Source organism: Pseudomonas sp. TH04 (assembly GCF_016651355.1).
GTDB lineage: Bacteria > Pseudomonadota > Gammaproteobacteria > Pseudomonadales > Pseudomonadaceae > Aquipseudomonas > Aquipseudomonas fluorescens.
In genome coordinates, this window is sequence record NZ_JAEKEA010000001.1 from 4,902,885 (window position 1) to 4,922,835 (window position 19,951).

Annotated in this window: 18 protein-coding genes; 3 read left to right on the forward strand and 15 right to left on the reverse strand. The window is 61.5% G+C overall.

Annotated features, from left to right (window positions below; translation table 11 throughout):
- Nucleotides 1-30 precede the first annotated feature (30 nt).
- The 8 genes from gcvP to arcD (JFT85_RS22095) form a co-directional block, all read right to left on the reverse strand.
- Nucleotides 31-2,871, reverse strand: a complete 2,841-nt coding sequence (gene gcvP, locus JFT85_RS22060; RefSeq protein ID WP_053257738.1) for an aminomethyl-transferring glycine dehydrogenase — start codon at nt 2,869-2,871, stop codon at nt 31-33.
- Nucleotides 2,872-2,881: 10 nt separating this feature from the next.
- Entirely contained in the window at nt 2,882-3,265 is a 384-nt protein-coding gene (gene gcvH / locus JFT85_RS22065; RefSeq protein WP_053257737.1) for a glycine cleavage system protein GcvH, read from the reverse strand.
- A gap of 404 nt (nt 3,266-3,669) precedes the next feature.
- Nucleotides 3,670-5,178: a sigma-54-dependent transcriptional regulator gene (locus JFT85_RS22070; RefSeq protein ID WP_053257736.1), complete on the reverse strand. Its 1,509-nt coding sequence runs from the start codon at nt 5,176-5,178 to the stop codon at nt 3,670-3,672.
- A 180-nt stretch (nt 5,179-5,358) separates the two neighbouring features.
- Nucleotides 5,359-5,721: a DUF5064 family protein gene (locus JFT85_RS22075; RefSeq protein ID WP_053257735.1), complete on the reverse strand. Its 363-nt coding sequence runs from the start codon at nt 5,719-5,721 to the stop codon at nt 5,359-5,361.
- An 18-nt stretch (nt 5,722-5,739) separates the two neighbouring features.
- On the reverse strand, nt 5,740-6,669 hold the full coding sequence (gene arcC, locus JFT85_RS22080; protein ID WP_053257734.1) for a carbamate kinase: 930 nt from the start codon (nt 6,667-6,669) through the stop codon (nt 5,740-5,742).
- A gap of 169 nt (nt 6,670-6,838) precedes the next feature.
- Nucleotides 6,839-7,849, reverse strand: a complete 1,011-nt coding sequence (locus JFT85_RS22085; protein WP_015885593.1) for an ornithine carbamoyltransferase — start codon at nt 7,847-7,849, stop codon at nt 6,839-6,841.
- 69 nt (nt 7,850-7,918) lie between these two features.
- A complete protein-coding gene (arcA, locus tag JFT85_RS22090; RefSeq protein WP_053257733.1) occupies nt 7,919-9,175 on the reverse strand; it encodes an arginine deiminase in 1,257 nt (418 codons plus the stop codon).
- 23 nt (nt 9,176-9,198) lie between these two features.
- Nucleotides 9,199-10,626, reverse strand: coding sequence for an arginine-ornithine antiporter (arcD, locus tag JFT85_RS22095; RefSeq protein ID WP_053257732.1), 1,428 nt, complete (start codon nt 10,624-10,626; stop codon nt 9,199-9,201).
- 447 nt (nt 10,627-11,073) lie between these two features.
- Here arcD (JFT85_RS22095) and arcD (JFT85_RS22100) point away from each other — a divergent pair, with 447 nt between their 5' ends.
- Nucleotides 11,074-12,501, forward strand: coding sequence for an arginine-ornithine antiporter (gene arcD, locus JFT85_RS22100; RefSeq protein ID WP_053257731.1), 1,428 nt, complete (start codon nt 11,074-11,076; stop codon nt 12,499-12,501).
- Complete coding sequence (locus tag JFT85_RS22105; RefSeq protein ID WP_201230407.1) at nt 12,498-13,361, forward strand: AlkA N-terminal domain-containing protein; 864 nt, start codon at nt 12,498-12,500, stop codon at nt 13,359-13,361. The genes arcD (JFT85_RS22100) and JFT85_RS22105 overlap by 4 nt, the downstream gene beginning before the upstream one ends.
- A gap of 114 nt (nt 13,362-13,475) precedes the next feature.
- Here the strand turns inward: JFT85_RS22105 and JFT85_RS22110 are convergent, their stop codons facing one another.
- From JFT85_RS22110 to JFT85_RS22140, 7 genes are all read right to left on the reverse strand, one after another.
- On the reverse strand, nt 13,476-14,825 hold the full coding sequence (locus JFT85_RS22110) for a CoA transferase (protein WP_201230415.1): 1,350 nt from the start codon (nt 14,823-14,825) through the stop codon (nt 13,476-13,478).
- Between the two features lie 40 nt (nt 14,826-14,865).
- Nucleotides 14,866-16,209 carry a sensor histidine kinase gene (locus JFT85_RS22115; RefSeq protein WP_053257728.1) on the reverse strand — a complete coding sequence of 448 codons (1,344 nt, stop codon included), beginning with the start codon at nt 16,207-16,209 and terminating at the stop codon, nt 14,866-14,868.
- Nucleotides 16,210-16,276: 67 nt separating this feature from the next.
- Nucleotides 16,277-16,741 carry an LTXXQ domain protein gene (locus JFT85_RS22120; RefSeq protein WP_053257727.1) on the reverse strand — a complete coding sequence of 155 codons (465 nt, stop codon included), beginning with the start codon at nt 16,739-16,741 and terminating at the stop codon, nt 16,277-16,279.
- Between the two features lie 145 nt (nt 16,742-16,886).
- Nucleotides 16,887-17,564, reverse strand: a complete 678-nt coding sequence (locus JFT85_RS22125; RefSeq protein WP_053257726.1) for a response regulator transcription factor — start codon at nt 17,562-17,564, stop codon at nt 16,887-16,889.
- A gap of 7 nt (nt 17,565-17,571) precedes the next feature.
- Nucleotides 17,572-17,979, reverse strand: coding sequence for a translation initiation factor 2 (locus JFT85_RS22130; protein ID WP_053257725.1), 408 nt, complete (start codon nt 17,977-17,979; stop codon nt 17,572-17,574).
- A 120-nt stretch (nt 17,980-18,099) separates the two neighbouring features.
- A complete protein-coding gene (locus JFT85_RS22135) occupies nt 18,100-18,399 on the reverse strand; it encodes a YciI family protein (protein ID WP_073638163.1) in 300 nt (99 codons plus the stop codon).
- A 1-nt stretch (nt 18,400) separates the two neighbouring features.
- A complete protein-coding gene (locus JFT85_RS22140) occupies nt 18,401-18,997 on the reverse strand; it encodes a septation protein A (RefSeq protein WP_053257723.1) in 597 nt (198 codons plus the stop codon).
- Nucleotides 18,998-19,084: 87 nt separating this feature from the next.
- Here JFT85_RS22140 and JFT85_RS22145 point away from each other — a divergent pair, with 87 nt between their 5' ends.
- Complete coding sequence (locus JFT85_RS22145) at nt 19,085-19,948, forward strand: PHP domain-containing protein (protein ID WP_073638162.1); 864 nt, start codon at nt 19,085-19,087, stop codon at nt 19,946-19,948.
- Nucleotides 19,949-19,951 lie beyond the last annotated feature (3 nt).

Genomic DNA, 19,951 nt, shown 5'->3' on the forward strand with positions numbered 1-19,951 from the left:
CCCATGTTTGACCGCATCCCTCCAGTCAGATCAGGCGTAGCTCTCGATCGACGGGCACGCACACACCAGGTTGCGATCGCCAAACACGTTGTCGACCCGGCCAACCGGCGGCCAGTACTTGCCTTCGATCAACGACGCAACCGGGTACACCGCTTGTTCACGGCTGTACGGGTGGCTCCATTCGCCCACCAGTTCGGCCGCGGTGTGCGGGGCGTTTTTCAGGGGGTTGTCTTCCTTGTCCAGGGTGCCGTTTTCCACCGCGCGGATCTCTTCGCGGATGGCAATCATCGCGTCACAGAAGCGGTCCAGTTCTTCCTTGGATTCGCTTTCGGTCGGCTCGATCATCAGCGTGCCCGCTACCGGGAACGACATGGTCGGCGCGTGGAAGCCGAAATCGATCAGGCGCTTGGCCACGTCATCAACGCTGATGCCGCTGCTGTCCTTCAATGGGCGCAGGTCCAGGATGCACTCGTGCGCCACCAGGCCATTGCTGCCGGTGTAGAGCACTGGGTAGTGCTCTTCGAGGCGACGGGAAATGTAGTTGGCATTCAGGATCGCCAACTGCGAAGCGCGCTTGAGGCCCGCGCCGCCCATCATGCTGATGTACATCCAGGTGATCGGCAGGATGCTCGCGCTGCCGAAGGGCGCCGCGCACACCGCGCCTTCCTTGCGTTCCATGGCCGCGTGGCCAGGCAAGAATGGCGTGAGGTGCGATTTGACGCCAATCGGGCCAACACCCGGGCCGCCACCACCGTGGGGAATGCAGAAGGTCTTGTGCAGGTTCAGGTGGGACACGTCGCCGCCGAACTTGCCCGGTGCGCACAGGCCGACCATCGCGTTCATGTTGGCGCCGTCGATGTACACCTGGCCGCCATTGTCGTGAATGATGCCGCAGATTTCGCGGATGCCTTCTTCGAACACGCCGTGGGTGGACGGGTAGGTGATCATCAGTGCCGCGAGGTGGTCGCGGTGCTCGATGGCCTTGGCGCGCAGGTCTTCGATGTCGACGTTGCCACGTGCGTCGCACGCGGTGACAACCACGCGCATGCCGGCCATGTTGGCGGTAGCGGGGTTGGTGCCGTGGGCCGACGATGGGATCAGGCAGATGTCACGGCGTTCTTCGCCACGGCTCTGGTGGTAGGCACGGATGGCCAGAAGGCCGGCGTACTCGCCCTGGGAACCGGCGTTCGGTTGCAGTGAGATTGCGTCATAACCGGTGGCTGCGCAGAGCATGGCTTCCAGTTCGGAGGTCAGTTGCAGGTAGCCGGCGCTTTGCTCGGCCGGGGCGAACGGGTGCAGGGCACCGAACTCGGCCCAGGTCACCGGGATCATTTCGCTGGCGGCGTTGAGTTTCATGGTGCACGAGCCCAGCGGGATCATGGTGCGGTCCAGTGCCAGGTCCTTGTCGGCCAGCTTGCGCAGGTAGCGCATCAGCTCGGTTTCCGAATGGTAACGGTTGAACACCGGGTGACTGAGGATCGGCGATTGGCGCAGCAGCGCGGCCGGCAGGGTGCTTTCCACGTTAGCGGCGAAGTCCGGCAGGGCTTTGCCATCGGCGAAGAGCGACCACAGGGTTTCGATATCGGCCTGGGTGGTGGTTTCGTCGACCGACAGGCCCAGACGCTGGGCGTCGACCACACGCAGGTTGATGCGCTGGGCGCGGGCCTTGTCGTGCAGGGCGGCCGTGTGGGCGCCAGTGTTGAGGGTCAGGGTGTCGAAGAAATGGTCTTGCTCGACCTTCACGCCCAGGGCGGTCAAGCCCTTGGCCAGGATCGCGGTCAGCTGGTGAATGCGCTGAGCGATCTGGGTCAGTCCTTTGGGACCGTGGTACACGGCGTACATGCTGGCGATGTTGGCCAGCAGTACCTGGGCGGTGCAGATGTTGCTGGTGGCTTTCTCGCGACGGATATGTTGCTCGCGGGTCTGCATGGCCAGGCGCAGGGCCGGCTTGCCGAAGCGGTCAACGGACACCCCGACCAGACGGCCCGGCATGTCGCGCTTGAACGCATCCTTGGTGGAGAAGTACGCCGCGTGCGGGCCACCAAAGCCCAGCGGCACGCCGAAGCGTTGCGCGCTGCCGATGGCCACGTCGGCGCCGAACTCACCCGGCGGGGTCAGCAGGGTCAGGGCCAACAGGTCGGCAGCCACGGCGACCAGCGCGTTGGCGGTGTGGAAGCGTTCGGTCAGCTCGCGGTAATCAAACACGTCACCGTTGCTGGCCGGGTATTGCAGCAGGGCGCCGAAGAACGGGCTGACGTCGGTCAGTTCGCGCTCATCGCCCACCACCACATCGATGCCCAGCGGCTCGGCACGCGTGCGTAGCACGTCGAGGGTTTGCGGGTGGCTGTGCACGGAGGCGAAGAAGGCGTTGCTGCCTTTGTTCTTGCTCAGGCGTTTGCAGAAGGTCATGGCTTCGGCAGCGGCGGTGGCTTCATCGAGCAGGGAGGCGTTGGCGATCGGCAGGCCGGTGAGGTCGCTGATCAGGGTCTGGAAGTTCAGCAGCGCTTCCAGACGGCCTTGGGAAATCTCTGGCTGGTACGGGGTGTAGGCGGTGTACCAGGCCGGGTTTTCCAGCAGGTTGCGCAGGATCGGCGACGGCGTGTGGCAGTTGTAGTAACCCTGGCCGATGTAGGTCTTGAACAGCTGGTTCTTGCCGGCGATGGCCTTGATCTTGGCCAGGGCCTCGGCTTCGCTCAGGCCGTCTTCCAGGCCGAGCACGCTGGTGCCCTTGATGCTTTCCGGAATGACGCTGGCGCTCAAGGCTTCCAGGGAGTCAAAGCCCAGGCTGGCAAGCATGTGCTGCTCATCTTCCTGGCGCGGGCCGATATGACGGGCGATGAATTCGTTGGCGGTGCTGAGATTGATCGTCATGGCGCGCTCCTCAGGCTTCAGCGTTGGCTTTGATCAGGCGGTCGTACGCATCCTGATCCAACAGCTTAGCCACTGCATCGGCATCGGCGGGTTTAAAGCGGAAGAACCAACCTTCGCCCGTCGGGTCTTCGTTGACCAGCTCCGGGCTGCCATCGAGTTGCGCGTTGACTTCGAGGACTTCGCCGTCCAGCGGCATGTAGACGCCGCTTGCGGCCTTGACCGATTCAACGGTGGAGGCTTCTGCGCCCTTCGCGTAGGACTGCAACTCCGGCAGTTGCACGAAAACCACATCACCCAACGCGTTCTGCGCGAAAGCGGTGATACCCACGGTGACGCTGCCATCGGCTTCGGCGCGCAGCCATTCGTGATCTTCAGTGAAACGCAACTCGCTCATGGAAACTCCTCAGGGCCAGATTCGTCTGGTGGACGGGATTGGAATAATGGGGAGTTGCTTAGCAATATCGCGGCCAATCTCATTAAATCGTTAAAAATCAATGAGTTGATAAAAATGGTTATGAGCTTATGTGTTCTGGCTGTAGCGATTTCGCTACAGCTGGGTGCGCGAAAAAAAGCCTATGTGGATCAAAGCCTTGCATGGCGCGCAAAAAACAGGGTTGTAGCGATATCGTTACGCTGTAGCGCTTTCAGTACAGCGGATGTCGTTCTCAGACCACACTTGCAATGCAATCCAATGTGGGAGGGGGCTTGCTCCCGATTGCGGTGGTTCAGTCACCAGCTGTGTCAGCTGACACGGCGCATTCGCGAGCAAGCCCGCTCCCACATTGAGATCGAGTGCCGTCAGGGCTTGTTGGGGATGCCGTATTTGCGCAGTCGATGGGCAATGGCGGTATGAGAGGTTTGCAGGCGGCTGGCCAGTTGGCGGGTCGAGGGGTAGCTGGCGTAAAGCTTTTCGAGCAGGCTGCGTTCGAAGTCTTCCACCGCCTGTTCCAGGCTGTCGACCTCGGCGTCGTTTTGGCGGGCCACCGAGGTGCCGGCGATGTCCAGGTCGCCGATGTCTACCAGGCTGCTTTCGCAGATAGCGGCGGCGCGGAAGATCACGTTCTGCAACTGGCGCACATTGCCTGGCCAGCGGTTGCCCAACAGCGCCGGGTAAGTGCCGGGTGCCAGGCGGCACACAGGGCGCTGGATCTGTGCGCAGGCCTGCTGCATGAAGTAGCGGGCGAGCAGCAGAATGTCCTGGCCGCGTTCACGCAGCGGCGGCACTTCGACGTTGAGCACATTGAGGCGGTAGAACAGGTCTTCGCGAAAGGTGCCCTCGCTGACCATCTTTTCCAGGTCGCGGTGGGTGGCGCTGAGAATGCGCACATTGACCTTCACTTCGCGGTCACCGCCCACGCGGCGAAAGCTGCCATCGTTGAGAAACCGCAGCAGCTTGGCCTGCAAGTACGGCGACATTTCGCCGATTTCATCCAGGAACACGGTGCCCTGGTTGGCCAGTTCCATCAGCCCCGGTTTGCCACCCCGTTGCGCCCCGGTAAAGGCACCCGGGGCATAACCGAACAGCTCGCTCTCGGCGAGGTTTTCCGGTAACGCCGCGCAGTTCAGGGCCAGGAACGGCGCACTGTGGCGGGCGCTGATGGCGTGGCAGGCACGTGCCACCAGCTCTTTGCCGGTGCCGGTTTCGCCCTGGATCAACAGCGGGGCATCCAACGCCGCCACCCGTTGCGCGCGCGCCTTCAGGGTGCGAATTGCTGGTGACTCGCCCAACAGCGCATCAAACCCTTCGGCATGGTCGTGGTGCAGCGCCGACAACTGTTCGCCGATCCGGTTGGGTGGGTACAGGGTGAGCAGGGCGCCGGCGTCGGTGATCGGCGTGGCATCGAGCAGCAAGGTCTGACCGTTGACGCTGATCTCGCGCAGCGGCAGGCGAAAGCCTTGCTCCAGCAAGGTGTCCAGCAGCGCCGGGTCGTTGAACAGTTCGCTGATGCTTTCCCCGGCCGGCTCGCGACCGTACAGGGCGATCAGCGCCGGGTTGGCCAGCAGGATCTTGCCCGCGCTGTCCAGGGCCAGCACCGGGTCGGTCATGGCGGCCAGCAGGGCATCGAGTTGCAGGTGGCGGCGTTGGCCGGGGAGGATATCCACCACGGTGACCGCTTGGACCCCGTGCACGCTGAACAACGCGTCGCGCAGTTCTTCCAGCACCTCGGCGCTGAGGGTCGGCGCATCGATATAGACGTTGGGCGGCACCATCTCCACCGCATCCAGGTTGAGATTGCGCCCACCGAGCAGGGCCAGGACTTCCTGGGTAATGCCGACGCGGTCGATGAAGCTGACGTGGATACGCATGGGTGGATCTTGATTCTGGAGTGCGGAGGGTGGCCAGTATGCCTTGGCGTTGATGGAGATCAAAATGTGGGAGCGGGCTTGCTCGCGAATACGCTGTGTCAGCTGACACAACGGGTGACTGAACCAGCGCAATCGGGAGCAAGCCCCCTCCCACATTCAGGGGGGGGCAGTGCAAGGGGCTTAGCCCAGGTGCTCAGGCTTGATGGGGTCTCCCGCCTTCACATCCAGCTGATGCCGCACATCTTCAAACATCAAATCGTACTGTTTATGCATGGTGCCATTGAGCGTCGCAACCTTCGGCATTCCATATTTCTGCGCGATGTTCATCGCATGCCGGGCAAAGTCGAAGGCCTGATCCTTGGGCAGAAAGAACTCCTCCTTGAGCTCCTTGCCTTGTACCGAGCCGTGCATCTTGAAGAGCATTCCCTTGCCTTCCTCTGGATCCTGGCTGACCTCGTAGTCGATGCACAGGTTGTAGCTGTAGTCGTCCTTGTTGAGCGCGTGGCGTTCGATGTGCAGGTGACCAGGTTCAAAGGTGGCCATAGGCATTTCTCCTCTACTTCACAGGTAACTGATCCCGGGTTTGGCCGTGCTGATGCGTGTGCCGGCGCGGCCCTGGACGATGGCTTCGATGTCCGAGAGTGAACCGATGACGGCGGTTTTGCCAGTCTGGCGGGCGAACTCACAGGCCGCTTGCACCTTCGGCCCCATGGAGCCGGCGGCGAAGCCGAGTTTTTCCATTTCGTCAGGGTGAGCCTGGGCGATGGCCTTCTGGGTTGGCTTGCCGTAGTCGATAAAGGCCGCGTTGACGTCGGTGGCGATCACCAGCAAATCGGCGTCCAGTTGCGCGGCCAATAGCGAGGAACACAGGTCTTTGTCGATGACAGCTTCAATGCCGCGCAGTTTGCCGTCTTCGCCATACATCGTTGGAATCCCGCCGCCACCGGCGCAGATCACGATGGCGCTTTTTTCCAGCAACCACTTGATCGGGCGAATTTCGAAGATGTGTTTCGGGCGCGGGCTCGCCACCACGCGGCGGTATTTATCGCCATCGGGGGCAATGGCCCAGCCTTTTTCGGCGGCGAGCTTTTCGGCGTCGGCTTTGGAGTAGACCGGGCCGATAGGCTTGGTGGGGTTCTTGAAGGCCGGGTCGTTGGGGTCCACTTCTACTTGGGTGAGCAGCGTGGCAAACGGCACTTCGAAATCCAGCAGGTTGCCCAATTCCTGTTCGATGATGTAGCCGATCATGCCTTCGGTCTCAGCGCCCAGCACGTCCAGCGGGTAAGGCGAAACCTGGGTGTAGGCCGCCGCCTGCAACGACAGCAGGCCGACCTGCGGGCCATTGCCGTGAGCGATCACCAGCTCGTTGCCGGGGTAAATCTTGGCGATCTGTTCGGTGGCGATTCGGATATTGGCGCGTTGGTTGTCCGCGGTCATGGGTTCACCACGGCGGAGCAGGGCGTTACCGCCCAGTGCAACGACGATACGCATAATAAATGTCCTTCTGAAAATCATCGTTGTGAACACAGGAGAAAATGTGGGGGCGGGCGTGCTCGCGAATAGGGTGGATCAGTTGATACAGAGGCTGACTGACACGCCGCTTTCGCGAGCAAGCCCGCTCCCACATTGGCTGTGTTCCGACAGTGGGAGCGGTGTTGGATTAGATATCCGCGAGCGCCGACACCAGGATCGCCTTGATGGTGTGCATGCGGTTTTCCGCCTGCTCAAACGCGATGTTGGCTGGCGACTCGAACACCTCCTCGGTCACTTCAACGCCATTGGCCAGGTTCGGGTAGCGCGCGGCGATGTCCTTGCCGACTTTGGTTTCGCTGTTATGGAACGCCGGCAAGCAGTGCATGAACTTCACGCGAGGGTTGCCCGAGGCCTTCATCATCTTGGCGTTGACCTGGTACGGCAGCAGTTGCTCGATACGCTCGTCCCACGCTTCCACCGGCTCGCCCATGGACACCCAGATATCGGTGTGGATGAAGTCGACGCCTTTGACCGCCTCTTTCGGGTCCTCGGTGATGGTGATGCGTGCGCCGCTTTCTTCGGCAAACGCCTGGCACTGCTTGATGAAATCTTCATGCGGCCACAGCGCTTTCGGCGCGCCGATGCGCACGTCCATGCCCAGCTTGGCGCCGATCATCAGCAGCGAATTGCCCATGTTGTAACGGGCGTCGCCCAGGTAGGCGTAGCTGATGTCATGCAACGGCTTGTCGCTGTGTTCGCGCATGGTCAGGGTGTCGGCGATCATTTGGGTCGGGTGGAATTCGGCGGTAAGGCCGTTGAACACCGGCACGCCGGCGAACTTGGCCAGCTCTTCGACGATTTCCTGCTCGAAACCACGGTACTCGATGGCATCGAACATGCGGCCCAAGACGCGGGCGGTGTCTTTCATGCTTTCTTTGTGGCCGATTTGCGACGACACCGGGTCGATATAGGTGACGTGGGCACCCTGGTCATGGGCCGCCACTTCGAATGCGCAGCGGGTGCGGGTCGAGGTTTTTTCGAAGATCAGCGCGATGTTTTTGCCCTGCAGGTGCGGACGCTCGGTGCCGGTGTATTTGGCGCGCTTGAGGTCGCGGGACAGGTCCAGCAGGTAGTTGAGCTCGCGAGTGGTGTGGTGCATCAGCGAGAGCAGGCTGCGGTTGCGCATGTTAAAAGCCATGATGGATCTCCTTAGGTTTCGGTTATCCCCCTGGCCGCTGCTGGATAAGCAGCGGCCAAGGCCAAAAAATCAATAGTCGATGGGGTCGCGGATGATCGGGCAGGTCATGCAGTGGCCGCCGCCACGGCCGCGGCCGAGTTCACCGGCGCTGATGGTGATGACTTCCACACCGGCCTTGCGCAACAGGGTGTTGGTGTAGGTGTTGCGGTCGTAACCGATCACCACGCCAGGCTCCAGGGCCACCACGTTGTTGCCGTCATCCCACTGCTCGCGCTCGGCGGCGAAGCTGTTGCCGCCGGTCTCGACCACACGCAGCGCCTTGAGGTTGAGCGCTGCGGCGACGGTTTCGAGGAAGTTGGTTTTCTCCCGTTGGATATCGATGCCGTGCGGCTTGCTGTCATCGGGGCGCAGGGTGAAGGGAATGATCTGGTTGACCACTTCGGGGAAGATGGTGACCAGGTCGCGGTCGCAGAAGCTGAACACGGTGTCCAGGTGCATGGCAGCGCGGGATTTCGGCAGGCCGGCAACGATCACGCGTTCCACGGCGTTGTTTTTGAACAGGTTACGCGCCAGTTGGCCAATCGCCTGGTGGGACGAACGTTCACCCATGCCGATCAGCACGACACCATTGCCAATCGGCATGACGTCGCCGCCTTCCAGCGTGGCGGCACCGTGTTCCTGGTCGGGGTCGCCGTACCAGATCTGGAAGTCTGCGTTGGTGAACTCAGGGTGGAATTTGTAGATGGCGGAGGCCAGCAGGGTTTCCTGGCGTCGCGCCGGCCAGTACATCGGGTTCAGCGTTACGCCGCCGTAGATCCAGCAGGTCGTGTCGCGGGTGAACTGCGTGTTCGGCAGCGGCGGCAGAATGAAGCTTGCGTGGCCGAGAAAGTCGCGGAACATCTCGATGGTCTTGCCACCGAAGCTGTTTGGCAGGTCATCGGCCGACACGCCACCAATCAGGAATTCGCTGATTTTGCGCGGCTCCAGGCTGCGCAGCCAGGCGCTGACTTCATCGATCAAACCCAGGCCAACTGTATTTGCGGTGATCTTGCGTTCAAGGATCCAGTCCAGCGCTTCGGGAATGGTGACGATATCGGTCAGCAGGTTGTGCATTTCCAGCACATCAATGTCCCGCTCGCGCATTTTGGTGACGAAGTCGAAATGGTCGCGCTTGGCCTGGGCGACCCACAGCACGTCATCGAACAGCAGTTCATCGCAGTTGTTGGGGGTCAGCCGCTGGTGGGCCAAACCTGGGGAGCACACCATGACTTTACGCAGTTTGCCGGCTTCGGAATGTACGCCGTACTTCACTTTTTCCGTGGTCATTACAGATCCTCCAGTGAGAACAATTACAGTGTCAGGAAGCCGGCGTAGAGCCCGTAGGCTGCCACCAGGGCGCCAACGACTACCGCGGCGAATATCAGCTTCTCGACGTTGGTGAAAATCGGTTTGCCCAGCTCATGCTTGGCCTTGGCGAACAGGATCACGCCGGGGGCATACAGCAGGGCAGAAAGCAGCAGGTACTTGGTGCCACCGGCGTAGAGCAGCCAGACCGCGTAGATCAACGCGATAGCGCCGATGAACAGGTCTTTCTTGCGTTCGCGCAGGGCGTTTTCGTAAGTCTCGCCGCGTACTGCCAGCAGCAGGGCGTACGCCGCCGACCACAGGTAAGGCACCAGGATCATTGAGGTGGCGAGGTAGATCAGTGACAGGTAGGTGCTGGCGGAAAACAGCGTGATCACCAGGAAAATCTGCACCATGGCGTTGGTCAGCCACAGGGCGTTGGCCGGCACATGGTTGGCGTTTTCCTTACGCAGGAAGGCCGGCATGGTGTGGTCTTTGGCGGCGGCGAACATGATTTCCGCACACAGCAGCACCCACGACAGCAGGGCACCCAGCAGGGAAATCACCAGGCCGACGCTGATCAGCACCGCGCCCCAGTGGCCCACCACATGCTCCAGCACGGCGGCCATCGACGGGTTCTGCAGCTTGGCCAGTTCCGGTTGGGTCATGATCCCCAGGGACAGTACGTTCACCAGCATCAGGAACAGCAGCACGGTGATAAAACCGATCACGGTGGCCTTGCCGACGTCGGTGCGTTTTTCGGCTCGCGCCGAGAAGATGCTCGCGCCTTCAATGCCAATGAACACCCACACGGTGACCAGCATCATGTTGCGCACCTGGTTCATCACGCTGCCCAGGTCCGGGTTTTTCAGGCCCCAGATGTCGGCGGTGAAAATGTCCAGCTTGAACGCGAACACAGCGATCAACACGAACAGCACCAGCGGCACCACTTTGGCGACGGTGGTCACCAGGTTGATGAACGCCGCTTCCTTGATGCCGCGCAGTACCAGAAAGTGCACGGCCCACAACAACACCGAGGCGCCAATCACGGCTGCCGGGGTATTGCCTTCACCGAAGATCGGGAAGAAGTAACCGAGGGTGCTGAACAGCAACACGAAGTAACCGACGTTGCCCAGCCAGGCGCTGATCCAGTAGCCCCAGGCGGACGAGAAACCCATGTAGTCGCCGAAACCGGCCTTGGCATAGGCATACACCCCGCCGTCGAGGTCAGGCTTGCGATTGGCCAGGGTCTGGAACACGAACGCGAGGGTCAGCATGCCGATGGCGGTAATTACCCAGCCGATCAACACCGCGCCGACATCGGCACTGGCCGCCATGTTTTGCGGCAGAGAGAAAATTCCGCCACCAATCATTGAGCCCACGACCAGTGCGACCAGTGCGCCTAATCGGAGTTTTCCGGGAGTGTCAGACATTGCGTGACTCCAATGCAGGAGAAGAGAGACCACAGAATAAATCTGTGCGCTGATCAAACAGCTGACTTAGATCACGTCATTGGCACATTCCATTGTGAATTAATGACTTAAGGAGGAAACGCCTGAGCAGGTGTATGCTCGGAAAGACGCTTTCTAGAGCGGTCTCTCCGTTATGAATAATGATTTGGCCCATGGCGTGGACGTTTGAAGCTAGTCCGTTTTGCAGAATGTGCAAACTTTTCCACTTAATGCCGGAAAACGCGCTAAATGGGAGGCCAAAGGTTGGCGTGTTTAAATTTTAAATAAACCTAAACTTTACAAACTGTCATGCCGTTATGGTATGAGCCTGGGAGTTTTATTGCCGTCTTAAATAAACGCTGCACTCGCTGAATTAATTAGTTGAGTACACGGTTGTTCGCTCAATTTATTATTTGTGTAGGAGTTGTGATGTCTGAATCGGTCGAGAAACTCCGCCTCAGCGCGCTGATCGCCCTGGTGGTGGGCTCGATGATCGGTGGGGGGATTTTCTCCTTGCCACAAAACATGGCCGAGCGCGCGGGAGTCGGCGCCGTGTTGATCGGCTGGGTGATCACCGCCGTCGGCATGCTGACCCTGGCCTTTGTGTTCCAGACCCTGGCCAATCGCAAACCCGAACTGGATGCCGGCGTGTATGCCTATGCCAAAGCCGGGTTTGGCGACTACATGGGCTTCTCATCCGCCTGGGGCTACTGGATCAGCGCGTGGATGGGCAACGTCGGTTACTTTGTGCTGCTGTTCAGCACCCTCGGCTATTTTTTCCCGATGTTTGGCCAGGGCAATACGCCGGTCGCCATCGGCTGCGCCTCGCTGTTGCTGTGGGCCGTGCATTTTCTGGTGCTGCGCGGCATCAAGGAGGCAGCGTTCATCAACCAGATCACCACCGTGGCGAAAATCGTGCCGCTGCTGATGTTTATCGTGATTGCGGTCGTGGCATTCAAGGCCGATATCTTCACCCGCGATATCTGGGGCCTGGGCAACCCGCAGTTCGGCAGCGTGGTCGATCAGGTGCGCAACATGATGCTGGTCACCGTGTTCGTATTCATCGGCATTGAGGGCGCCAGCGTGTATTCGGCGCGGGCCGAGAAGCGCTCGGATGTCGGCCGCGCCACGGTGATCGGGTTCCTTGGGGTGCTGGCGCTGCTGATGCTGGTCAATGTGCTGTCGTTGGGGGTCATGAGCCAACCGGAACTGGCGCAATTGCAGAACCCATCCCTGGCAGGTGTGCTGGAACACATCGTCGGTCCGTGGGGCGCGGTGGCGATCAGCATCGGCCTGGCGGTGTCGTTGGTGGGGGCTTTGCTGTCGTGGGCGCTGCTGTGCGCAGAAATTCTTTACGCCACGGCCCATGACAACACCATGCCGGCCTTTCTGAAAAAGGAAAATGCCAACCAGGTGCCGGTCAACGCGCTGTGGCTGACCAATCTGATGATCCAGGCGTTCCTGGTCATCACGCTGTTCTCCCAGAGCACTTACACCAACCTCATCTACCTGGCCTCGTCGATGATTCTGGTGCCCTACCTGTGGTCGGCGGCCTACGCGCTGCTGTTGAGTGGGCGCGGCGAAACCTATGACGGCGCCCCCCGCCAGCGCTGCAAGGATGTGCTGGTCAGCCTGATTGCCCTTGGTTACGCGGTATGGCTGCTGTACGCCGGAGGCTTGAAGTACCTGCTGCTTTCAGCACTGCTGTACGCGCCCGGAGTGATTCTATTTGCCCTGGCCAAGCGCGAGCAGGGCCAGCCCTTGTTTACCCACATGGAAAAAGGCATTTTCAGCTGCGTGGTCGCGGGCGCTGGGCTGGCGGCGTATGGGCTGTACAGCGGGGTGTTGTCGTTGTGAGACTGGCGTATCAGCCTCCCTATGATTGGGCGGCGATGGTGGGCTTTTTATCCCGGCGGGCAATCAGCGGGTTGGAGATCGTCGAGGCCGGGGTGTATCGGCGCAGCATCAGTGTTGCGGGTTCCCATGGCTGGATCAGTGTGGCGCCGGGCGTCGGGGATTGGCTGGAGGTCGACGTCGAGTTTCCTGACACCGCCGCGCTTGCCGAGATTGAGCGGCGCTTGAGGGCGATGTTCGATGTGGATGCCCAGCCGCAGTTGATCCAGGCGCAACTGGCCACCGACCCGTTGATGGCGCAGCTGGTGGCTGGCCGTCCTGGCCTGCGGGTTCCAGGGGCGTGGGACGGCCTTGAACTGGCGATTCGCGCGGTGCTGGGCCAACAGATCAGCGTGGTAGCGGCAATCCGTCTGGCAGGTAAATTGGTGGCGCAGTATGGCCAGCCGCTGCACACGCCACACGCCGGTATCACCCATGTGTTCCCAACGCCTGACGTGTTGGCAGCGGCGGACCTGGCGACGTTGGGCATGCCCAAGGCCCGCGGGCGCACCTTGTCGGGTGTGGCCCAGGCTTTATTGGATGACCCGCAGTTATTTGCCCCCAAAGCCAGCCTCAAGGAGGGCGTGGCGCGGCTGGTGGCGTTGCCGGGAATCGGCGACTGGACCGCGCAGTACATCGCCATGCGCCAGTTGCGCGAGCCGGACGCGTTTGCCTCGGGGGATATCGGGTTGATCAATGCGCTGGCGGCGTTGGAAGGTGGGCCGGTCACCGCGCGCGCGTTGTTGGCGCGGGCTGAGGCGTGGCGGCCGTTAAGGGCGTATGCCGCGCAGCATTTGTGGACGTCGTTGAGTCGGGCGGATTGAGGGTGGCCGCCAGGGCCTGTTCGCGAGCAAGCCCGCTCCCACAGTGACCGCGTACATCCATTGGACTACGGTCAAAATGTGAGAGCGGGCTTGTTCGCGAAAGCGCTTTTCAAATCACCACTGCGGCCGGTGCGAGCCCAATTCCCCCGCCGGCAGGTCCCACTGTAACGGTGTGCCACTGATGGTCACCGGCGCCAGCAAACGATGGGCCTGGCCCCAGGCCGTTTGCTCCACCACCACGCCCTGATCACCCGCTTCTTCAGCCCGCAACCCCGGTTGCTCCGGCACTTGGCCGGCTTCCACCAACAACTTCGCGGTGCGCGCCAACGACAACCGTGCCGAACCGCCACGCCCGGATTTCAGCCGCTCGCTCAACGCCTGAATCGCACTGGCCGCCATCAAGTACCCGGTGGCGTGATCCAGCGCCTGCAACGGCAGCGGCACCGGTATATCCGAGTGTTTCCAGGCCATGCCCGCGTTGGCAATCCCGCTGCTCATCTGCACCAGGCTGTCGAAGCCGCGACGATTACGCCACGGGCCGCTCCAGCCGTAGGCATTGAGGCTCACGTCGATCAAACCGGGCGCGAGGGTTTGCAGGTCATCGGCGCAGTAGCCGAGCTGCTCCAGGGCATCGGCGCGGTAGCCGTGGAAGAGGATGTCGGCCTCTTTGAGCAGGCGTTCGAAAATCTGCCGGTCTGCGGGGCGTTTCAAGTCAAGGCGAGCGCAGCGTTTGCCCAGGGTCATTTCCGGCACCACGCCCGGCTCGTTCCAACTGGGTGAGTCGATGCGCAGCACATTGGCGCCAAGGCCAGCGAGGAAACGACTGGCCACGGGGCCCGCCAGTACGCGGGTCAGGTCCAGCACCTTGATGCCGGCCAACGGCCGCGCCACGGAGCCGAGCCAGGGTTTGTCGGCCGTGGCGTCGAAGGTCCGGCGCTGCACCAGGTCCTCTGCATTGACCGCGAGCCCCTGCGGATGAGTCTGCCAGGCCTGCCACGAACGCATCTGCGCTGCGCAGCCGCCTTCATCGACAATCGCCTGTTCCAGTTCTGCCGCGTTCCACGGCGCGACATGGTTGGCCATCTTGGCGCGGTCATTGACCTTGCCCAGCACGCGCTCGGCGGCGGCACGGTGATGGGGCGCATTGGTGTGTAGACGAATCCAGCCATCGGCGCAGGCATAGTCGCCGGCCACGGGGTCCCAAAGCGGCGGCAGTTGCCAACCCACCGGGCGAATCGACGACGAGAACCAGAAGGAAGCGAGGCGTCGGTCCACGCTGACGCTGGGCAAGCGCCCGGTCTGTTGCTGGATAAGTTGGGCAACGGCTTGGCCGGCGGCACCGAGGCTGGCGCAGGCCAGTTCGGTCACGGCGAACGTCGAGGGCAGGGCGCCGGCTTCGGTGAAGGTCAGCGCGACGTGCGGTAAATCGAGTGCGGCTTGGATGGGAGTCAGCAGGTCAGTCATCAAAGGCCCTCCGTAAGAGAAGGGCCACTATAGAAGATCCTCACACGGGTGTGACAACCCCGGGCACCAGCGGCAGGTCGATGCTGGCGATAAACCCGCCGTCGGGGTGATTGGCCAGTATCAGGCTGCCACCATGGCGCTCTGCCGCACGACGGGCAATCGCCAGGCCCAGGCCGTGGCCTTGGGTCGTCTGGCCGGGCGCGCGGTAGAACGGTTCGCCCAGTTGGCTCAGGTGTTCGGCGTCCACGCCTTGGCCATGGTCGCGCACGCTGATCAGAATGCGCTCGCCCTGGCGTTGGGCCTTCAACTCAATCGGCTGGCCCGGCGGGTTGAAACGTTGGGCGTTGCGCAGCAAGTTATCCACTGCGCGTTCGATCATGGTTGGCCAGCCCTTGAGGTGCAGCTCGTTGTCGGCCGACAGCTGCACCACCTGGTCGGGCGCACCGAGCTGGGCGTCCTTTTGCAGGGTTTTGAGCAGGGGGTTGAGGTCCACCTCTTCGGCACTGGCGTTGTCGGCATCGACGCGGGCCAATACCAGAATTTCGCTGATCAGCGCTTCCAGGCGGTCGCATTCGCGGGTCAGGCGTGGCCAGAGTTTTTCGCGTTCTTCGGGGCTGGCGCGCTCGGCCAGGGCCAGGGCGATGCGCAAGCGGGCCAGGGGCGAGCGCAGTTCGTGGGACACGTCCCGCAGCAACTGACGCTGGCTGCCGATCAGGCTTTGCAGGCGCGCGCCCATGCGGTTGAAGTCAGTGGCCAGTACGCCGAACTCATCGCGCCGGTTAGCCAGCCGCGCCAGGCTGTTTTGCTGGTAGGTGGCCTGGCCAAGGTCATGCACCGCGCCGCGCAGTCGGCTGAGCGGGCGGGTAATGGACAGTGTCACCAGCAAACTGAAGAGCGTCAGCACCACCAGCGCAATTGCCAGCGCGCTCAACGGCCAGGTCAGGCTGTTGCGGTGCCATTCGTCGAGTTCCGGGTGCGGGATGCGGTAGATCAGCAGGTAGGTGTCGCCGGTTTTTTCACTGGTGTACTCGGCGGTCAGCCGGCGCCAGGGCAGGTGGCCGTCCTTGCTGTCATTCTGCCGAGCTTCGAAGGCGGCGGCGCGCTTCGGGAAGGTGCCACGCACTACCGGCTCGCCGCTTTCATTCAGCACTTGCACGTCGATGTGATACTGGCGCTTGCGCTGTTGCAGTAAGTCCTGGGCGGCGTCTTCGCCTTGCGCTTCGTAGAGTTGGGTCCACTCTTCGGCCAGGTTGTTGAGGCCGGGGTGGCGGCTGAGAATCCAGGCATCCTGGTTGAGCATATGCCCAAGCAGGATCGACAACCCGGCAACCAAGGCGATGGCCAGCCAGAAACTGGCCAGGATGCGCCAGAACAATGAACGCACAGGAAACCCTCAAACAGGAAAAGCCCAGCGGCGAGGGCCACTGGGCTGGGGAGGTAACGCTAGAGCATTATTGCGCTTTTTGCGGCTGTTGCGCTTTCCAGGCCTGGAATTCCTTCCACTCGGCACGGCGCTCGGCCTGTTTCTTGACGATCTCGTCGAATTTCTTCTGTTGATCGGGTTTCAGCACGGCACGGATGTCTGCCTGGGTTTTCTGTTTGCCGGCGGCGATTTCATCCTGCATGGCTTTCTGGTCAGCGGCCGGCAGCTTGTCCAGGTACTTTTTGACCAGGTCTTTGCGGGCGTGCCATTGGTCACCCATCAATTTGCCGATTTGCTCGCGCTGTTCCTTGGTCAGGTCCAGTTGGCTGAAGGGGCCGCCTTTGCCACGCGGACCGTGTTCACCGCCGTGGCCCGGGCCACCCATCATGTGGCCTTCCGGGCCGCCCATCGGGCCTGGGCCTTCTGGCATTGCGGCCATGGCAACGGTCGGCAGGGCAGCGGCGAACATCAGAGCGATAAGGGTCTTGCGCATGGTGATTCTCCTGTCTCTATTCCGGTGAGTCCGGATGTGAGTAGATTACGGAGATCAAGGTCAGCGGCGGTCAGGGGACGGTAAAGCTTGGGTAAAGAGGGGTTTGGGGTGAACTGACAAAACCGGGAGCCCCAGGCTCCCGATTTCAGCGGCTGTAGTAATAGCCCCGGCTGCGCAATGCCACGATGCGCGGCCGGCCATCCGGGTGCGGGCCGATTTTCTTGCGCAGGTTGCTGACGTGCATGTCCAGGCTGCGATCGTAAAGGGTCAGCTTGCGGCCGAGGGCGATCTGCGCCAGTTCCTGCTTGTCCAGCGGTTCGCCGGGTTGGCGCAGCAAGGCTTCCAGCAGGCGGCTTTCGGAAACGGTCAGGGCAAACTCCTGCTCATCGATGGTGACCACGCCACGTACCGGGCTGAAGCACAGATCACCCAGTTCCAACTGGCTCGACACGGCAGCCGGGTGGCTGCGGCGCAGCACGGCGCGCAGGCGGGCGGTCAGCTCGCGTGGGTCGCAGGGCTTGGCCAGGTAATCGTCCGCGCCCAGTTCCAGGCCGAGGATCCGGTCCAGCGGCTCGCCACGGGCCGAGAGCATCAGCACGGGCAATTCCGGGTGGTCACTGCGCAATTGTTTGAGCAGCTCCAGGCCACTGCCATCGGGCAGCATCACGTCGAGCACCACCGCCGCGGGGGCGCTGTCGGCCAAGGCTTTGCGGGCGCTCAAGCCGTCATGGCAGGCGCGCACCTGGAAACCTTCCTGGCTTAGCCAACTGGTCAGCAGCTCACAGAGCTCCTGGTCATCATCTATCAGTAACAGCTCGCTCATGACTCACTCAATTTAGCCATTGTCGACGGCGACGGTGCCCACCACTGGCGAAGATCCCGCACAGCAACGCGATCAGTGCAACGGCGCCGCCGGTGACAAACCACTGCTGTTGCTCGGTCAGCCATCGGTTCAAGGCGCCGCCTTGTGTTTCTTTGAGTTGCTGGGCCAGGCGTTGGTTCTCCTGACGCAAGCGACTCAGTTGGGCGCTTTCACGAGCAGTATCCGCGCTTTGCAGTTGTTTGCTCAGTTCTTCACGCAGTCGTTCGCTTTCTTTCAAGCGTTGCTGCAACTCGGTGATCTGGCTGCCGGCACTCAAGGACAGGGGCGTGGAGCTGCCGGTGTTCGAGGTCTCTTCAGCGTGGGCGGTTGCCCCGATCATTAACACTGCCAACAAACCCAACTGACGTAAGCGCATCGGAACTCCTGATTCCACACGAATATTCAGAACGTTGTCGGCAGGTTACCGAGAATAATGAGCCATTAGGAGCGCGCCGAACGCAATTGGTTCGGCGCGCTCGGGCTCAAGAAAGTTTGGTTAAGGCAGGACTTGCTTGAACGGCTTTATCACCACGTCAGCGTAGACGCCCGCCGTCACATACGGGTCGGCTTTGGCCCAGGCCTGGGCCTCGGCGAGCGACGCGAACTCGGCGACGATCAGGCTGCCGGTAAAACCGGCGTCGCCCGGGTCATTGCTGTCCACTGCCGGGTGCGGGCCGGCCAGCACGATACGGCCTTCGGCTTGCAGCTGTTTCAGGCGTTCAACGTGGGCCGGGCGCACGGAGAGGCGTTTTTCCAGCGAGTTGGCAACGTCGGTAGCAATGATGGCGTAGAGCATGTCAGTCCTCGGTTTTTGGCGTGGTAGGGTCGGTGTCATGCAGATGGCGCGACAGGTAGATACCCTGGCCGACCAGGAACAAGACGGTCATGCCCAGGCTGCCGAACACCTTGAAGTCGACCCAGTAGTCCTGGAAGGTAAAGGCGACAAACAGGTTGGCGGCGCCGCAAAACACGAAAAACACGATCCAGGCCACGTTCAAACGTGTCCACACCGGTTCCGGCAGGGTCAGTGCGTGGCCCATGATCCGCTTGATCAACAGGCGGTCACCGATGAAATGGCTGCCGATAAACGCCAGGGCGAACAGCCAGTTCACCACCGGGGCTTTCCATTTAAGGAAGGTTTCGCTGTGGAAGGCGAGGGTCAGGCTACCGAAGACCAGGCAGGCGACCAGGGTCAGCCATTGGCTTTTTTCGAGTTTGCGTTGGGAGATGAAGATGGCGCCGTAGACCACGACAGAGCTGATGATCAACACGGCGGTGGCACTGTAGATGCCCCCGACTGTCAGCTCATGGCCGGCGAGATCGATGACCCTGGGGTCGAGTTTGTAAACGATGAAAAACAGCAACAGCGGGATGAAGTCGATGAATTGTTTCACAGTAAGAGCCAGAAGCTGGATGTGGCGGCATAATAACAAACATCCTTGGTAGCGAAAGCGCCAGCTGACTTGAGGTTACACACTCCCGTGAATGTTGATTTGCACTGCCACAGCACGGCCTCCGACGGCGCCCTGGCGCCCGCGGTACTGGTTGCGCGTGCGTTTGAAAAAGGCGTGCGAGTCCTGTCGTTGACTGACCACGACACCCTCGAGGGCCTCGATGAAGCCCGCGAGGCGGCTCATGCACTGGGCATGCAACTGGTCAATGGCGTGGAATTGTCCTGCACCTGGGGCGGCGCCACCATTCATGTGCTCGGCTACGGTTTCGATCAGAGCGCCCCGCCGTTGGTCGAGGCCATCGCCCAATTGCACGATGGCCGTTGGCTGCGGTCCGAAGAAATAAGCCGCAAGCTCGGCCTTAAAGGCATGCCCAATGCACTGGACGGCGCCCGCGCCATCCAGCAAGAGCTCGGCGACAGCGGTAATGCACCGGCTCGGCCGCATTTTGCCGATTGGATGGTGCGTGAAGGTTTTGTCAAAGATCGCGCCGAAGCCTTCCGCAAGTGGCTGGGGGCCGGCAAGTTGGGTGACGTCAAGCAACACTGGCCGACCCTGGAAGACACCGTTGCAACCCTGCGGGCCTCTGGAGCCTGGGTCAGCCTGGCGCATCCCTGGCATTACGATTTCACCCGCAGCAAGCGCCGCAAGCTGATTGCCGACTATATTGGAGCGGGCGGCCACGCAATTGAAGTGGTCAACGGCCATCAACCCGCCGAACAGGTGGGTAGCCTGGCGATTCTTGCCCGCGAATTTGGTCTGCTGGTCAGCGCCGGCAGTGATTTTCATGGCCCAGGCGGTTGGTCCGAGATTGGCGAATATCGCCCCGTCCCGGACGACCTGCCGCTCTTGTGGGGGCGATTCAAGCATGACCCCATTATTGCCACCGTCTGAACA

Coding starts and splice junctions, on each gene's coding strand:
- gcvP (WP_053257738.1), bottom strand. CDS start 2,871: ATGACGATCAATCTCAGCACCGCCAACGAATTCATCGCCCGTCATATC.
- gcvH (WP_053257737.1), bottom strand. CDS start 3,265: ATGAGCGAGTTGCGTTTCACTGAAGATCACGAATGGCTGCGCGCCGAA.
- JFT85_RS22070 (WP_053257736.1), bottom strand. CDS start 5,178: ATGCGTATCCACGTCAGCTTCATCGACCGCGTCGGCATTACCCAGGAA.
- JFT85_RS22075 (WP_053257735.1), bottom strand. CDS start 5,721: ATGGCCACCTTTGAACCTGGTCACCTGCACATCGAACGCCACGCGCTC.
- arcC (WP_053257734.1), bottom strand. CDS start 6,669: ATGCGTATCGTCGTTGCACTGGGCGGTAACGCCCTGCTCCGCCGTGGT.
- JFT85_RS22085 (WP_015885593.1), bottom strand. CDS start 7,849: ATGGCTTTTAACATGCGCAACCGCAGCCTGCTCTCGCTGATGCACCAC.
- arcA (WP_053257733.1), bottom strand. CDS start 9,175: ATGACCACGGAAAAAGTGAAGTACGGCGTACATTCCGAAGCCGGCAAA.
- arcD (WP_053257732.1), bottom strand. CDS start 10,626: ATGTCTGACACTCCCGGAAAACTCCGATTAGGCGCACTGGTCGCACTG.
- arcD (WP_053257731.1), top strand. CDS start 11,074: ATGTCTGAATCGGTCGAGAAACTCCGCCTCAGCGCGCTGATCGCCCTG.
- JFT85_RS22110 (WP_201230415.1), bottom strand. CDS start 14,825: ATGACTGACCTGCTGACTCCCATCCAAGCCGCACTCGATTTACCGCAC.
- JFT85_RS22120 (WP_053257727.1), bottom strand. CDS start 16,741: ATGCGCAAGACCCTTATCGCTCTGATGTTCGCCGCTGCCCTGCCGACC.
- JFT85_RS22125 (WP_053257726.1), bottom strand. CDS start 17,564: ATGAGCGAGCTGTTACTGATAGATGATGACCAGGAGCTCTGTGAGCTG.
- JFT85_RS22130 (WP_053257725.1), bottom strand. CDS start 17,979: ATGCGCTTACGTCAGTTGGGTTTGTTGGCAGTGTTAATGATCGGGGCA.
- JFT85_RS22135 (WP_073638163.1), bottom strand. CDS start 18,399: ATGCTCTACGCCATCATTGCTACCGACGTTGCCAACTCGCTGGAAAAA.